Source organism: Lysinibacillus sp. NPDC092081 (assembly GCF_044755845.1).
Taxonomy (GTDB): Bacteria; Bacillota; Bacilli; order Bacillales_A; family Planococcaceae; genus Lysinibacillus.
Map to the genome: position 1 here is coordinate 1 of NZ_JBIVRU010000016.1, position 16140 is coordinate 16140.

Here is a 16140-nt window from a genome sequence, read left to right on the forward strand (position 1 = left end):
TTGTTTCTCGACAATTCAAGTATATATAAATCAGTGAATCTGTGCTTTTTTTATGCGCGAAATTGTATGAATACCCCAAGAAATATTATAGAACCATCAAGAAAGGGTAGTGATGACAGCTTGTTGCTGTTTCACTACCCCTTTTTATTTAACATATTGTTCAAGCAAGCGTTGCGTATTTGTTGATTGCTCAAGTGCTTTTTTCTCTTTTGCCCAATAGATCAAATATTGTTGATCCCCAATATTAAAAACCATCTGCTGTAATTCCTCACTTAGCTCAGAGCTAATAGCGACCTTTAAAATATCCACCTCATATAAAGGCTCACCTTTAATTTCGTAGACAATATGATAAAGTGGTTTTTCTTCAAATATAGTTCGTTCTTTTTTGCTTAGTTTCTTAACATGGCTTAGAGGATAGTTTTCAATATAGGCTGTTATATCTTGACCTGTTGCTCTAAATAAAGAGTGCTCTCCTTTAAATAGCTCGATTGCATCAATTTCTGCTGCGTGATCTAAAACGTGAGAAATAGCCTCTTCCTCATTTTTTTCGCGAAACTGCCATGTAAAAGCGCCAATAAGAATAATTGCAGCAATTATAACTAGTTTCCATCTTCGTTTATTCATTTTCATTACCCATTCAATGCCTTTTTGACAAAGCGATTAATATCTACATCAGCCCCAATGACAAGCATAATATCTCCTAGCAAAATCTTATCACTCGCTTGTGGAGACACGATGATATCTGCACCACGCTTAAGACCTACAATATTAATTCCGTACTTTGCACGAATATCTAAATCCATAACGGAGTAACCTGCAATCGCATCATTGGCCTTAAGCTCCATAATTGAATGTTCATCCGAAAGCTCCAAATAATCAAGTACTGTATTAGACAGCATATTATTGGCAATACGTATCCCCATATCACGCTCAGGATGCACGACAAAATCTGCACCAATTTTACGCAGAACTTTTTCATGGTAATCATTCTGAGCCTTTACAGTAATCTGCTGAACGCCTATTTCTTTTAAAATAATAGTCGTCAAAATACTAGCCTGAATATCTTCACCAATCGCTACGATAACATGCTCAAAATTACGAATACCTAATGAAATTAATACCGATTCATCCGTCGAATCTGCGATAACGGCCTGTGTGGCAATGGAAGCAAACTCGTCCACCCGCTCTGAGGAATGATCTATCGCCATAACTTGTGCGCCTTGACTCATTAGTTCGCGAACAATGCTTCCTCCAAAACGTCCAAGTCCAATGACAGCAAACTCTTTTTTCATCATTAAAAATCCCTCCGAAAACTACTATACCATTATTGTAACGTATTCTCTGCTATATGTATCGTCAAAACAAGAGACAATTCGTCAATAAAAGACAATCCTTGAACAGGACGTTCTGCTTAGTGGCTTTTTTGTTCGGTTGTCGTCAGGATTTGATCGGGCGGGAGACGAAAGTGCTCGGGGAGTATGATAAAGTGATCAGGTTTGCCCCAAAATTGCTCAAGTTGCCCGATGAAGTAATCAGGCAAACCTCTTTTTCGCTCTGGTCACTTCTCTATCCGCTTGCTCTCTGTTTCAATCAGCTCGACTCCTTCTTTGTTCAGGGTAAGTCACATATGCTGAGCTCCAAAATTATCCCGTAGTGGAAACTAACATTGTGTTTTACATAAAAAAAGACGAGGAATAAAATATCCTCGCCTCTTAATCTGCTATTTTATGCGTTGCGCATTTCATCTAAAACACGATTTACACGTTTTTCCAGCATTTTCATACCGCTGCCACCAGCTTGCATGTGACGAAGCTGACCATCTTTATCGAACACAAAATAAGCAGGTACGTATTGATTTTCAAAAGCATCCGTTAGCTTTAATTCGCTATCTACAAAGATTGGTTGCACAATGTCATGCTCTGCTGCTACCGATTTGATTGTTTCTAAATTTGTATCTTCCTCAGAACGTGGCATATGCACTGCAATAACGTTTAACTCATCTTTATATTGGTCACGGAAATTGTTCACATCCGGCATTGCCTCTTTACATAGATGGCAGCTAACTGACCAAAAGTGGATTAATGTTGGTTTTTCGCCTACTAATTCCGCTTTTGTTACTTCACCATTTAACCAAGTCGTTGCGCCTACAAGTTCAGGCATTTGTTCACGTAGTTTCATAAAACATTCTCCTTCTTCCTTTTTTTATATCAAGTTTAAAAAAATCCCCACAAACTTGCTGTGGGGACTCTTTATTTGTTAAATGATCAATTTCATCAGACCTTGAATTCAGTTCAAAGCCCGACATAGAAACCCTACATCAATTATGCCTCGGCATAATTGCGTCCGAAATCGGCTTTGTGCTTGCACAAAGAACTCCTTACCGATTCCGTGACATCCGCCGGAGGCTTTAACTTCTTTCAGTTGCTGAAAGAAGTTATAGAGTTGCTTGACCTGGGCGCCAGTTTGCTGGGCAAAGACCACCAGTTTGTAAAGCTTGAAGTACACGTAAAGTTTCGTCTACATCACGGCCGATGTTGTTATCGAATACTGTTTGGTATTTTAATTCACCTTCTGGGTTGATGATGAATAAGCCGCGTAGTGCGATACCTTCTTCTTCAATTAATACACCATATTCTTGTGAAATTTGGTGATTTGTATCTGCTGCTAATGGGTATTTTAATTCACCAAGACCATTTTTAGTGCGGTCAGTGTTAATCCAAGCTAAGTGAGTGTGGATTGTATCAGTAGAAACACCGATTACTTCTGCATCTAAGTCTTCGAACTCATCGTAACGATCGCTCATTGCAGTGATTTCTGTTGGACATACGAAAGTGAAGTCCATTGGATAGAAGAAAAGAACTGTCCATTTGTCTTGTGCTTTAATGTCTTCTAATGATACTTTACCAAATGATTTGTCTGGAAGTACTGCTTCCATTGTAAAGTCAGGTGCTTGTTTACCTACCATGCGTTCTGCCATTATAAATCCCTCCGATTAAATATGTAGTGTATATATTCCATTCGCACCAGCGAACTCGTCTTCTACGATAACAGAGTAATCGTAGATTTTCAAACAAGTAAACTTCACAAAAGTGCACACATTAAATTGTCTGACAAATTTCCGTCAAATCCCCAAATGGAATAGTTGCTACAGCCTATTTATTAGCTATTTTTAACAATTTTATTCTTATTTAAACGAAATTTTTCTATGCGATATTTATGTATAATTTCTAAAAATTTCATCTACTTTTTTTTGATTAAAAAACGATTGCAAATTCTTTATTATTATGTATAATTGTAATGGTTTTAGTAAACTAAAAGTTTCGTTAAAGTAAACTTCGTATTTCAAAAGTTTATGATTGCTAAACTTCTTCTAGGAGGGAAAAGATGCAAATAGGAGCAAAAATTAAAGCGCTTCGTTTAAAAAAAGGTCTTACCCAAGAGGAGCTTGGAGAACGTACAGATTTAAGTAAAGGGTATATCTCTCAATTAGAACGTGACCTAAATTCACCTTCCATTGAAACTCTATTTTCAATATTAGAAGTATTAGGGTCAACACCTAAGGAATTTTTCGATGATGAATCACCTGAACAAAAGGTTGTATATACAGAGGAAGATCAATCCACTTATACAGATGAAGAAAAGAAATATGAAATTCAGTGGCTCATTCCTACATCAAACGAAAAAGAGATGGAGCCTATTTTCTTAACACTTGCTGCTGAGGGAGAATTCAAACAGTTTGAGCCCTCACTCTCGGAAACATTTATTTATGTTGTTGAAGGGCGTATTCGTCTCGTTTTAGGAGATGAGCAGTACATAGCGAGTGAAGGCAATGCTCTCTATTTTGACTCGACAAATCATCATCAAATTTTTAATGCACATGCTGATGAAACAAAAATTTTACTTGTCGCAACGGATTCATATTTATAGCTTAAGGAGGCACATCTATGACAACGAATTCGATTATCCGCTTTGAAAACGTTTCAAAGTCCTATAATGACGGCACGGTCGTCTTAAAAAACATTAATTTGGAGCTAGAAAAGGGAAAATTCTATACACTGCTAGGTCCTTCTGGTTGTGGTAAAACAACTATTTTACGTATGATTGCTGGATTCACAGAACCGACTACAGGAAATATCTATTTTCATGATAAAAAAATCAACTCAGTACCAGCAAATGAACGCCAAGTAAATACTGTTTTTCAGGATTATGCGTTATTTCCTCATTTAAATGTCTTTGAAAACGTCGCATTTGGACTTCGCATAAAAAAACTCCCTGAAAGTGAAATTAAAAACCGTGTTGTTGAAGCATTAAAATTCGTTAACTTATCAGGCTATAGCAATCGTGAAATTTCTGAAATGTCTGGTGGTCAACGCCAACGCGTAGCTATTGCTCGTGCAATTGTGAACGATCCTGAAGTAATTTTACTGGATGAGCCTCTTTCTGCTTTAGATTTAAAGCTACGTACAGAGATGCAATATGAACTACGAGAGTTACAACAACGTCTTGGAAAAACATTTGTATTTGTCACACACGATCAAGAAGAAGCACTTGCGATGAGTGATGAAATATTTGTTTTAAGTGAAGGTGAAATTCAACAATCTGGTACACCAGTAGATATTTATGATGAGCCAATTAACCGGTTCGTTGCTGATTTTATTGGTGAATCAAATATTGTTCCTGGCGTAATGATTGAAGATTTCAAAGTAGAATTTGCTGGTAAAGTTTTCGAATGTGTTGACCAAGGTATGAAGCCAAACGAAAAAATTGATATTGTCATTCGACCAGAGGATTTAGAAATGACAACAATCGATAAAGGCAAACTTGTCGTGAAAGTTGATACTCAATTGTTCCGCGGGGTGCATTATGAATTATCCACGTACGACAAAGATGGGAATGAATGGCTTGTGCATTCATTGAAAAAAGCTGAGGTAGGGACAGAAATTGGCTTAGACTTCGATCCAGAAGCAATTCATGTAATGCGCTTAGATGAAACAGAAGAAGAATTCGATAAACGTTTAGAGGCGTATGGAGACGACGAAGATGCAAACTAAGACTTCGAAATCAGCCTTATTTCCTTATGTTTTATGGATTGCATTTTTCGTTATCACGCCGATTGCCCTTGTTGTTTACTATTCCCTACTAGACATACATGGCAATTTTACACTCGATAACTATAAAGCATTCTTTACTTCTGTCTATTTAAAAATGACATTAAGTTCATTCTGGTATGCGTTTTTAATTACGTTCTTTACGTTACTTGTTTCGTATCCAACAGCCTATTTTTTAACAAAAACGAAATATAAGCAGCTTTGGCTTTTACTAATTATTATTCCTTCTTGGATTAATCTTTTGTTAAAAACATATGCCTTTATCGGGATTTTCGGCTTGTACGGCCCATTAAATGCATTTATCGAAGTATTAGGTTTTGATCCGAAGCAAATGCTATTCACTGACATTAGCTTTGTGTTCGTATCCGTTTATATTTTTATTCCATTTATGATTTTACCGATTTTCAACTCATTGGATCGTTTAAATCCGGCTCTTATTTATGCAGCACGTGATTTAGGGGCATCTGCCTTTACTACATTCCGTCGCGTTATATTGCCTTTAACAATGGATGGTGTTAAATCAGGTATTCAAGTTGTATTTATTCCTGCTTTATCACTTTTCATGATTACCCGTTTAATTGCAGGAAACCGTGTTATTACACTTGGTACAGCTATTGAACAACAATTCCTTGTAACCCAAAACTGGGGAATGGGTTCAACAATTGCTGTTTTCTTAATTTTATTTATGGTCATCGTGATGTTAATTACAGGACAGAAAAAGGATAAAGGAGGTCGCGTACGATGAAAAAACTATCTGCTACAGCAAGAGTGTATTTAGCGATTGTTTTTATCGTTTTGTATGCACCTATCTTCTATTTAGTCTTCTATTCGTTCAATAGTGGCGGATCGATGAATAATTTTGAGTCCTTTACGTTAGATCATTATAAAGCTGTGTTTGAGGATTCACGTCTACTCGTAATTCTCATTAATACAGTCATCGTAGCATTACTTTCTGCATTGATTTCTACAATCATCGGGACACTAGGAGCTATTGGTATTGTCACTGTTAAAGATTCAAAAATGCGCAATACACTACTTTCTTTAAACAATGTGTTAATTGTGAGCCCGGATGTCATTATTGGTGCAAGCTTTTTAATTTTATTCACAATGATTGGTATTAAATTAGGCTTTACTTCTGTGTTAATAGCACATGTAGCGTTCAGTGTACCAATTGTTGTACTAATGGTTTTACCGAAACTATTAGAAATGAATAAATCATTAATCGATGCTGCATTAGATTTAGGGGCAACGAAAAAAGATGTTATGATGCGTGTTATTTTACCGTATATTCAACCTGGTATTTTTGCAGGATTCTTCCTTGCCTTAACGTATTCTCTAGATGATTTTGCGGTAACGTTTTTCGTGACAGGTAACGGCTTCAGTACATTATCTGTTGAAATTTACTCGATGGCACGGGCTGGGATTTCCTTAACGGTTAACGCTATTTCTGGTTTAGTATTCTTTGTAACGGTTATCGTCGTAGTTGGCTATTACTTCATTACAAGCCGCGCTAGTAAAAGAACGGGGGGAACTCAATGAAGCAATTAATTCAAGCAACAATCGCAATCCTTGTCGTTTCCGCCCTATTATTCTATGCTGCTGACGTACTAAGTGCCGGTGGCGGTAAAAGTGGTAAAGATACGTTAACCATCTTTAACTGGGGAGAATATATTGACCCTGATTTGCTGAAGCAATTTGAAAAAGAAACAGGTATTCACGTCATCTATGAGACGTTTGATTCAAATGAAGCGATGATGACGAAAATACAACAAGGTGGTACGGCTTACGATATTGCAGTACCTTCTGAATATATGATTGAAAAAATGAAGGAAGAAAACTTACTTATTCCTTTAGATAAAACGAAAATCCCTAATTTTAAAAATATCGATCCTTATTTTTTAGATTTGCCATTTGATGACGACAATAAATATTCTGTTCCATATTTCTGGGGAACAGTCGGCATTGTCTATAATCCAAAGCTCGTTGGAAATCTAGACTTCTCATCTTGGAAGGACTTATGGGATCCTTCATTAAAACGTAAAGTCTTTTTAGTAGACGGTGCACGTGAGGTAATTGGTATGGGCTTAAACAGTCTTGGCTACTCACTCAACTCTTTAAATAATCAGGAGCTACGTAAAGCTACTGATAAACTAATCACATTGGCGCCAAATGTTAAAGCCATTATCGGGGATGAAATTACACCACTGATGGTTAATAATGAAGCTGCTGTGGCACTCACTTGGTCTGGTCAAGCAGCTGACATGTTGTCAGAGAATGAAGAATTAGACTTTGCTGTACCAAAGGAAGGCTCAAACTTATGGTTTGACAATATGGTTATCCCAAAAACATCAAAAAATATAGATGGTGCCCATGCCTTCATTAATTTTATGCTGAAAGCTAAATCAGGTGCTAAAAATGCTGAATATGTAGGCTATTCTACCCCTAATATTGCAGCGATGAAGGTAATGGATAAGGAAGTTGTCTCTGATAAGCGCTTCTATCCTTCTGAGGAACAACGTAAAACATTAGAAGTTTATAAAAACCTAGGTCCTGATTACTTAGGCAAATACAATGAGCTGTTTTTAGAATTTAAAATGAGTATTCGATAAATCCATTTTAACCCATTTAAAGCTATTCTCACGTTACAAACGTTGAGAATAGCTTTTTTCGTTAAGCTGGAGGTAAACTTCTGTGGAAAAACTAGCTGCCTGTATTTGCGTTTTATAAAAGAATCCTCATAAGTTTACTAGTAAATCTCAGACTTATAGTCAATAGTAAACGTACAAGCCTTATGGTAGACTGTAGTATATTTGATTAAAGAAAGGGGTATTCGATGACCCAGCAGAAGTCTAACAAGGCGGCTTTGTATATTTTAATGTTTAATATGTTTATCGCAATGGGGAGTATCGGAATTATTATTCCTGTCATGCCTGATTATTTAAAACTATTTGGTGCTGCAGGACAAGTACTTGGTATGTTGATTGCAACGTTCGCCTTTGCACAATTCATATTTTCTCCAATCGCTGGGAATCTATCGGATCAATACGGTCGAAAAAATCTCATTATTTTCGGTCTTATCGTAACAGGACTTGCACAAATTGGTTTCGGGCTTTCTACGGATGTATGGATGCTCTTCTTGGCACGCTTTTTAGGTGGACTTGGTTCTGCATTTGTTGCACCTCCTATAATGGCATTTGTGGCTGACGTCACAACGTACGAGGAACGAGGAAAAGGTATGGGTATGCTAGGGGCAGCAATGTCCTTTGGTTTTATGATAGGACCAGGTATCGGTGGATTCCTCTCAAAAGTTAGTTTGCATTTTCCATTCTATACTGCAGGATGTGCAGCTATCTTAGCAGCTATTTTATCGTTCTTTTTATTACCTGCTACAAAACCGAACACTGCGAAAAAAGCGCAGAAGCAGGATAATCTTGCAAAGCAGATGGCCCGTTCAGTCCAAATGCCTTATTTTGTCATGCTGATTATCATGCTTGTATTCTCTTTCGGAATTGCTAACTTCCAAACAACATTATCATTATTTGTGACAGAGAAGTTTAATTACACACCTACTGATATTGCCATTATCTTAGTTATGGGCGGCGCTTTTGGTGTTGTTGTACAAATGTTTGTTATTACACCGCTGTTTAATCGCTTCGGCGAAATGAAAGTAGTGTTAGTCAATTTATTTATTGCAGCCGTTTCGATTTTCTTAATATTATTCGCATCTGGTTTTGCACTTATTTTAATTGTAGCGACAATCTTCTCTACAGCTACGACGTTGATTCGCCCAGCTGTCAACACACTGATTTCAAAACTTGCTGAAAATGAACAAGGCTTTGCAGCTGGTCTTAACAATGCGTATATGAGTCTTGGTAATATGATTGGGCCAGCTCTAGCAGGTATATTATTCGATTGGAATATGAACAGTCCTTATATTTTCGGGTCTATTATTTTAATGGCTTGCTTCTTCCTTGCCCTTATTTGGACAATGAAAAAAGCACCACACCTTATGCATCCTGATACAAAATAGTCTGAAAAGTTATTGACTATTTTTAGTAGTATGCTACATTAATATGTGAAAAACTAAAAATTCTATTAATTACCACTAGGGGAGTCTTTAAAAGGCTGAGACGTATATGGACATATACGGACCCTTTGAACCTGATCTAGTTCACACTAGCGGAGGGAAGTGGCGACACTTGCTTTTTGTTATGTAAATGCAGGGCCGCTTCCTATTATTTTTAGGAAGCGGCTTTTTCACGCTCTAGCGGTGGAATTCCCTTGTTTAGCGGCGCTTCTCACGCTTTTAGCGGCGGAACTCCCTTGTTTAGCGGCGCTTCTCTCAGTTTTAGCGGCGGAACTTCCTAGTTTACCGGCGATAACTATCAAAATTCATATTTCAAAGGAGTGGAAATTATGTCAATTCGAAAATTAACAATCATGGCCTTATTAGTAGCAATTGCCGTAGCAGGATCTACCTTCGTTTCAATACCAACGGGAATTGCGCGTGCCTACCCTGTCCAGCATGCCATTAATGTTATCGGTGCTATCATTCTTGGACCAGTGCCTACTGTTATGGTCGCCTTTGTCACAGCCATTATTCGTATTTTAACAGGCACAGGCTCGTTACTAGCTATACCTGGCAGTGTTATTGGCGCTCTGTGTGCAGCTCTTACCTATAAATATAGTGGCAAAATGTGGCTAGCTGGTGTCGGTGAAATGTTTGGGACAGGTATCATTGCCTCACTCATTGCAGTACCTTACGCTCATTTATTAATGGGGACATCCGTAGCTGCATTATTTTTCATGCCAGCCTTTTTAATATCAAGTACCATTGGCGCTATCTTAGGCGTTGTCGTTGCTAGCAGTTTGCGAAAGACAGTATTTGTAACTAACCTTAATACAATGTTTAAATAGCTTGGTTTATAGAATTAAAAACGTTACTTTCTTACCATTAAGAGAATAACGTTTTTTGTCCAACCGAATTCACCCATACTTCAACGGTAATCCCATTTCATGAGCAATTAATAAAAAGTCTTTTTTGCTTATTTCAAAATGACCAAATCTGAATTTATAACCATATTTCGATTTATCTTCTACAAATTCTAAATAATCTAAGATCCTTTTTATTGGTACAGCCTTTGCATCTTTATAAAAATCTATATCTCTTCTAAAAGGAATAAAATTTTCTGCCATTTGGAACTCGTATATTCGCTCGTCTTTTACTCTTCCAATTGCGGTAAATGCTCTTACAGGTTCATGACCATCTAGAGTTTTTTTAGGAGAATAATAAATAATCCAGTCTCCTTTTGTCATTCGTTTCAAAGGTCTTTCTTTGCCATGGCATAGTTGGCTGAATCCTCCCTCAACTCCTTTTTGTACATGATCGAGAGATGCCACACCAATCCAATATTTTGTGTCTCTTTCAGTCATAGGAAGAGCTCTCCTTTTATTTTGGAATCATCGTAAACGATTTTATTTTTTCATTTTCAAGAATCAACCTATCTTCCAAAATCACTGGGTTTGGCAAACCCTCCCAAGTAGTTGAAACGATAGCACTACATTCTATATCATTGCCTTCAATGTTTTGAATCGTTAATTTAAACCCTTTCGGCATAGGTGACGTGTAAAAGTTTTGTATTTCTTTTCTTCCTTTAAAAATTTCACCTTTAAAATTTTTTAATTCTCCATGATCCGCATACATGTCAGATAAATCCTGACCCTCTTCTTGCGCTCTTTTCAAATACTCCTTCATAACCTCTACTGCTTTCATATGTCATCACTCTTTCTTTTTTTATTGATAAGGTTATCAATTATGCCTCGGCATAATTGCGTCCGGATTCGGCTTTGTGCTTGCACAAAGCCGAATCCGTGACATCCGCCGGAGGCTTTAGGCCAATACGAAGTTGGTCACTCAGTCGTTGCCACAGGACGTGGCGTTCTTAGACTGAGTTCCTCTATTTCAGCAAGTTGCTGAAAGAAGTTAATCCCTACTCACGATTTTCATAAACTTTTGTTAATATGCTTTTCAATTGCTCTTTTTCTTCCAATGAAAGTACGTTTAACACTTCATTCTCAGAAATCGAAAGGGTCTTCAATAATTCTTCTGCCACACTTTTCCCCTGTTCCGTAAGGCATATTAAATTCTCTCTTCTATTTTCTGGATTTTTCTCCCTATAAACATAATTTCTTTCTTCTAGACCATCGATAAAAAAGCGGACACTATTTTTATCCAACTTTAATATCTGCCCTATTTGAATTTGGCTAAGTTTTTTTTCTTTTACAGCAATCATGATTCCGACTTCTCTGGATTTCATTTGAAATTTTTCGTTAATATATTTCTCGAGATTTTCCTCTAAAGCCTCACCTAACTTAAAACTTAGAAAACCAAAAGAATTCATTATATTGGTCATGTCAGATCCTCCAAATATATAGTACTTAAAAATGATAGTAACATTTTATTGCTATCACCCATTATTACATTTGTGTATATTATTTACAAGGCAAATTTTTCTTATCACAGAAAATTCTCTGATTTCACGAAAGTAGCAATCAAAATTAGCTCATCAATTAATTATTCATGGTATAAGCTTTAACAAATGTCACCTCGAACTTTTGGTGATAGCCCTAAAATAGAATGACAAAAAAAGATGGCTCATTGCTAAAAAAGCGAATGAACCATCGTTTTTAATTACTAAGATCGTTTTTTCATGCCCTTTAATAGCTGGGCAACATTTGTATCCTCTGCCTGTATTGGTTTTTCCTCGACAAGCTGCTCTTTTTTCTTCGGTCTAGTTAAGAAGCTCCAACCAAAGCGTCGAATAGTAATATCTATGAAGAATAGTAGCATACCCGCTAATAAAAGCCATGTTGCAATATTTTGGCGTTCCGCGCCTTTTTTCGTAAATTCACGGAATACTTCGCTTGGCTCCTTCAAAACGGAGCCGCCGGTTTGCTTCGTTAGCTCTTTGACTAGCTTATCATTCACTGGGCGTAATTCATACTCAGCACTATAAGGTACACTTAAGCCTGCCTGGTAAATAGCCTGTTGTTCATCGGCAATGCGGAAGAAGATGAGTCCTGGTTCTGCTTGTACGACGGCTCGAACTTGTGATGCTGAAATTGTTTCAAGCTGGGTTTCAAGTTCTTCACCCGCTTCATTAACAGCGACAATATCTAAGAACGCCGCTTCATTTGTTGGGTCAGTGATGACAAATGAGCCGTCTGATTCTAGACGTACATCATAGGCAACATCGTTATAGCTTGGTAGCATTTTTGAAATAAGCGTTTGCCAAAACGTGCCCCAATTTTGCCATCTTGCCCAGTCTCCCGTCCATTTTCCTGTCGAATCAGAAGTAAAGGCGAATGTTTTCCCAAGGCCATATTGCCACTCTGCTAGTACTGGATCTTCCTTCCCACTTTCTGCAATAACAGTAGCTCCCTGCTTTGCTGTCGTACCTATATAAGCGTTCATTTTAGGTACACCATTTGTAAATAAAGTATTCCAGCCAGATGCATTATATATAGTTGGATAGAATGGGTTATCCTCAATATATGTGCGTGAAATCATGGCAGTTTCACGAGATAAAATAGAGGGGATTGTCTGCTCATCAACAACATCGTAGAAACGCCCACTTCCCATCTCACTGAGCGCTTCAAGTAAATTGGCATCTGCATCCTGACCAATTGCAACTGTTGAAAGAGTAATGCCGTTCTCTTTTCCTTGTGCAATTAAGTCTTCATAGTTACCTGGCTGTGACTGACCATCAGTTAATAGAATAATATGCTTACGCTGTAGCTTTAAATCAGCTAGATTTTCATAGGCTTTAGCAAGTGATCCATATATTTCGGTACCACCACCCGGTGTTACAGATAAAATCGTATCTACCGCTTCTTCCTTATTGCTAATTGGTCCTGTCTCAATAATTTCCCAAGGTCGATCATCAAAGGCAATAAACCCGAGTGTATCCTCATCTCGTAGCATTTCTACTGAACGAGCAGCCGCCTCTTTAGCGAGCTCTAGCTTTGCCCCAGACATACTTCCAGAGCGGTCAAGTACGATTTCCAGCCCTAACGATGGTAATTGCTCCTTACCTTTAATCTCCATTTCAACAGGTAGTAAAGTTTCGATTGGTGTTTTAAAGTAGCCTCCTAAGCCAAAGCTATTTTCGCCACCAACCATCGTAAAACCGACACCAAAATTTTTCACTGCTTGCTCAATGACATTCATTTTTGCCTCACCTACTAAATGACCTGGCACATTATCAAAAATGATGGCATTGTATTGTAAATAACTAGAAAGTTCATTTGGTAGACTGTTAGCATTTACAACATCATCGGAAATTGATTGTTTACCAAGCGCTGCTGCAATTGGTGATGCCGTATCATAACCATTAACAATTAGTAAATGCGGTTCACTTTGCACCATCGTGACGCTTGTTAATTTATTATTTTCAAAAATTGCATCCTGTTCAACCTGCACAAGTGCCTCATATTTTACAAGCCCTTCAGCAGTTGCTGAATGTTTATATGTAAAAATATTTGACCCTTCTGCAAGCTCCACTGCTTCACGATGAATAAGCTTATCATTTTCATATAATAATAGCTCACCTCGTTCTGCTACGGTCGCATTTATTTCAGCGACTAGCTGCTGCTGCTCACCTACATAAGCAACTTGTGGTGTGACAAAGCTTTTCAAGGATACATCCTTAGCTACAGGTTGGTTAAACGGCACTACATCAACACTAATATTTGACCCTTTAAACTTTGATGAAAATTCTAAGGCATCTCCTTTTGTTTCATTGCCATCCGTTAAAAGCACAAGTCGTGTTGCTTTTTTCGGATCTACAATACCTGAAGCGAGCTGTAGGCTCTGTTCAATATTTGTTTGATCTGTTGCTTTTATGGTTGTAAACTTCGGCACTTCCTTTAAAGATTTCGATAAAATGGCTTCCGTTTGTAATGTCGATGAAAAAGAATAAATCCCTGCAAGCTGTTCATCCTTTTTCGACTGTAAACTTTCCGCTATAAAATTGGCCATCTCATCATCTGTACCATTCATTGAGGCAGAACGGTCAACTAAGAATAATACTTGTTCTTCCTTTACGGGCAATAAAATATAGGGCCCAGCAAGTGCAAAAACCAAACAGCCTATTGCCACAATACGAATACCTAGTACGACGATATGACTTTTTTTTAGTCGCTGCCGTTCACGCCAATAGGTCCATCCAAAATACATAAGCAATGGAAGTAAAAGCAACAATGCTAATGGCATATCAATTCGTAAATCCACGACGTCGTTGCACCTCCCACTCTAAAACAAATAATACTAAGATCATCAGGATAAGCCAAGGTACGAACGAGGTTTTCGATATTTCTTCCTTACCATTGTCCGGAAGTTCTCCAAGCGTATAGCTAGTCCCTTTTTCAATCACTCGCTCTTGCGCTTGAAGCTGTACGATGAAGCGCTTTTCTTCATCCTTTGAGCGTGCAATATAAATTCCTGGCTTCATTGGCGCTGTTAATAGACCATTCGTAATAGACGATAAAAACTCATCTTCCTGCGAATATATACTCCAATCACCCTGCGCTAAAGCAACTGCACGTTGCTCATTTGGTGTAAAAATACCAAGTGAACCAATTGATGCTGAAAGCTCCTGTTCAGCACTCCATAAAAATAATGGGAATGAAGGATGTAACGGCCAATCTGTATCTGCAACATCAGCTAATACGACAATATCTCCTTTAGGTGAACGCTGAATAAATGGCTTGTCTCCAACTGAAGCAATCGTTTTATAGTCGTCGAATCCAGGATATACAGCACTGACGTAAATATCTTTTAACTCACTAAATGCAAACAATGCATCACTTGTTGTACCGACTTCCCCAGTAGCTTCAACCTTTTTAATGTCATCCCGTCCAAATAAAACAATTGGCTTGTCCATCTTTTTGAGTAGCGCCGTCTGATTTGTCACAACAGTGGCACCTAGATTGTCAGCCACTTGGGAAGATGGAACAATTTTCACACTACTGTTAATCGTTTGCAAACCTTTTTGGATGAGTTGATGCATACTTTGATCGACAATTACTTTTGAAGTAGTTGTTTGTAGCAATACCGTTTGTGAATTATCAACAGCGTAATCGTCCTTAGCATCTATCTTGGCAGTCATAGTATCTTCTAACGGTAGGTCTTTAAATGTTTTTGTTACGGCTTCATTTGGAGGTAATGCAACACTCTCCGTAACGATCTCCTTACCTTTAACATTTTCAATCGAAAGTGTTACATTTTGCTCTTGGTCCGTATCATTTTTTAACTGTACAAGCGCCATGGCAGATTGCCCATCTGTAGTGGCAGCAAAACGTGTAATTGCGATATTTGTTAAATCCTTTGCAGACCCTTTTACAATCCACTTCACCGTATCTTTTTCCATCGGTAATTGCTTTTTATCGAGCGTATCTGTAAAGACATAAATAGATGTTGGTGTATTGCCGACAAAGGCCTGTGCCACATCTAGCGCTTTATTCATTTGAGCAGTTTCATATGTTACGTGTAACTGTTGAATGGCTTTTTCAATATCTTTAATATTTGTTTCCTGCTGTAATATAGCTTTTGGCGTATTGCCTGTTGTAATGAGTGTCACGGGTCTTCCATCAAGCTCATCGACCAATGACAGCATTTCTTTTTTATGTGTGTCAAATGTTGACTGTTCTTTCCCTGCTAACATTGTTGCAGACGTGTCTACAATGAAAATCGTTTGCGCACCAACGATCGTTGACTTTTTAACATAAGGATTCATTAATGCCAGTACAAGTAAAAGTAGAGCTAGCAATTGCAAATAAAGTAATGCATTTTTTTGTAAATGTTTTAAGTATGGTGATACACGTGTTTCTTGCATAATTTCCGACCAGAAAAGTGTGGAGGATACGTTTTGATCGGTATATTTTTTTCGAAAGAAATAATATAGAAGGACAATGACCGGGATGATGGCCGTCCAGCTAAAAAGTATTTGACTAAAGCCCAATACGGCTCACC

At 37.7% G+C, this 16140-nt stretch carries 16 protein-coding genes and 1 riboswitch; of the genes, 7 read left to right on the top strand and 9 right to left on the bottom strand.

Features of this window, described 5'->3' with window-relative positions:
* Positions 1-144: 144 nt before the first annotated feature.
* The 4 genes from ACIQLB_RS18885 to ACIQLB_RS18900 all read right to left on the bottom strand — a co-directional run bounded on the left by ACIQLB_RS18885 (position 145) and on the right by ACIQLB_RS18900 (position 2977).
* Positions 145-624, bottom strand: coding sequence for a hypothetical protein (locus ACIQLB_RS18885; protein ID WP_400729214.1), 480 nt, complete (start codon positions 622-624; stop codon positions 145-147).
* A gap of 5 nt (positions 625-629) precedes the next feature.
* Positions 630-1292: a potassium channel family protein gene (locus tag ACIQLB_RS18890; protein WP_400729428.1), complete on the bottom strand. Its 663-nt coding sequence runs from the start codon at positions 1290-1292 to the stop codon at positions 630-632.
* A 433-nt stretch (positions 1293-1725) separates the two neighbouring features.
* On the bottom strand, positions 1726-2178 hold the full coding sequence (locus ACIQLB_RS18895) for a TlpA family protein disulfide reductase (protein WP_370045930.1): 453 nt from the start codon (positions 2176-2178) through the stop codon (positions 1726-1728).
* Between the two features lie 256 nt (positions 2179-2434).
* On the bottom strand, positions 2435-2977 hold the full coding sequence (locus tag ACIQLB_RS18900) for a peroxiredoxin (protein WP_248718040.1): 543 nt from the start codon (positions 2975-2977) through the stop codon (positions 2435-2437).
* 407 nt (positions 2978-3384) lie between these two features.
* On the opposite strand from ACIQLB_RS18900, the gene ACIQLB_RS18905 reads away from it, so the two are divergent.
* From ACIQLB_RS18905 to thiW, 7 genes are all read left to right on the top strand, one after another.
* Positions 3385-3927 (top strand): helix-turn-helix domain-containing protein, encoded by a 543-nt coding sequence (locus ACIQLB_RS18905; RefSeq protein ID WP_400729217.1) that lies wholly within the window; start codon positions 3385-3387, stop codon positions 3925-3927.
* Positions 3928-3944: 17 nt separating this feature from the next.
* Complete coding sequence (locus ACIQLB_RS18910) at positions 3945-5051, top strand: ABC transporter ATP-binding protein (protein WP_400729219.1); 1107 nt, start codon at positions 3945-3947, stop codon at positions 5049-5051.
* Positions 5041-5853 (top strand): ABC transporter permease, encoded by an 813-nt coding sequence (locus ACIQLB_RS18915; RefSeq protein ID WP_400729222.1) that lies wholly within the window; start codon positions 5041-5043, stop codon positions 5851-5853. Before ACIQLB_RS18910 ends, ACIQLB_RS18915 begins: the two co-directional genes overlap by 11 nt.
* Complete coding sequence (locus ACIQLB_RS18920; RefSeq protein ID WP_400729225.1) at positions 5850-6647, top strand: ABC transporter permease; 798 nt, start codon at positions 5850-5852, stop codon at positions 6645-6647. Before ACIQLB_RS18915 ends, ACIQLB_RS18920 begins: the two co-directional genes overlap by 4 nt.
* On the top strand, positions 6644-7717 hold the full coding sequence (locus tag ACIQLB_RS18925) for an ABC transporter substrate-binding protein (protein WP_400729228.1): 1074 nt from the start codon (positions 6644-6646) through the stop codon (positions 7715-7717). Before ACIQLB_RS18920 ends, ACIQLB_RS18925 begins: the two co-directional genes overlap by 4 nt.
* A gap of 224 nt (positions 7718-7941) precedes the next feature.
* Positions 7942-9138 carry an MFS transporter gene (locus ACIQLB_RS18930; RefSeq protein ID WP_400729230.1) on the top strand — a complete coding sequence of 399 codons (1197 nt, stop codon included), beginning with the start codon at positions 7942-7944 and terminating at the stop codon, positions 9136-9138.
* A gap of 67 nt (positions 9139-9205) precedes the next feature.
* Positions 9206-9313: riboswitch (TPP riboswitch) on the top strand.
* Positions 9314-9524: 211 nt separating this feature from the next.
* Entirely contained in the window at positions 9525-10025 is a 501-nt protein-coding gene (gene thiW, locus ACIQLB_RS18935) for an energy coupling factor transporter S component ThiW (RefSeq protein ID WP_400729233.1), read from the top strand.
* Positions 10026-10094: 69 nt separating this feature from the next.
* Here thiW and ACIQLB_RS18940 read toward each other — a convergent pair whose 3' ends face one another.
* The 5 genes from ACIQLB_RS18940 to ACIQLB_RS18960 all read right to left on the bottom strand — a co-directional run bounded on the left by ACIQLB_RS18940 (position 10095) and on the right by ACIQLB_RS18960 (position 16129).
* Positions 10095-10541, bottom strand: coding sequence for an EVE domain-containing protein (locus tag ACIQLB_RS18940; protein ID WP_400729236.1), 447 nt, complete (start codon positions 10539-10541; stop codon positions 10095-10097).
* A 16-nt stretch (positions 10542-10557) separates the two neighbouring features.
* Complete coding sequence (locus tag ACIQLB_RS18945) at positions 10558-10881, bottom strand: hypothetical protein (protein ID WP_400729239.1); 324 nt, start codon at positions 10879-10881, stop codon at positions 10558-10560.
* 217 nt (positions 10882-11098) lie between these two features.
* Positions 11099-11521, bottom strand: a complete 423-nt coding sequence (locus ACIQLB_RS18950) for a MarR family winged helix-turn-helix transcriptional regulator (protein ID WP_400729242.1) — start codon at positions 11519-11521, stop codon at positions 11099-11101.
* Between the two features lie 281 nt (positions 11522-11802).
* On the bottom strand, positions 11803-14400 hold the full coding sequence (locus ACIQLB_RS18955; protein WP_400729245.1) for a VWA domain-containing protein: 2598 nt from the start codon (positions 14398-14400) through the stop codon (positions 11803-11805).
* Positions 14384-16129 carry a vWA domain-containing protein gene (locus tag ACIQLB_RS18960; RefSeq protein ID WP_400729248.1) on the bottom strand — a complete coding sequence of 582 codons (1746 nt, stop codon included), beginning with the start codon at positions 16127-16129 and terminating at the stop codon, positions 14384-14386. Before ACIQLB_RS18960 ends, ACIQLB_RS18955 begins: the two co-directional genes overlap by 17 nt.
* Between the last annotated feature and the right edge of the window lie 11 nt (positions 16130-16140).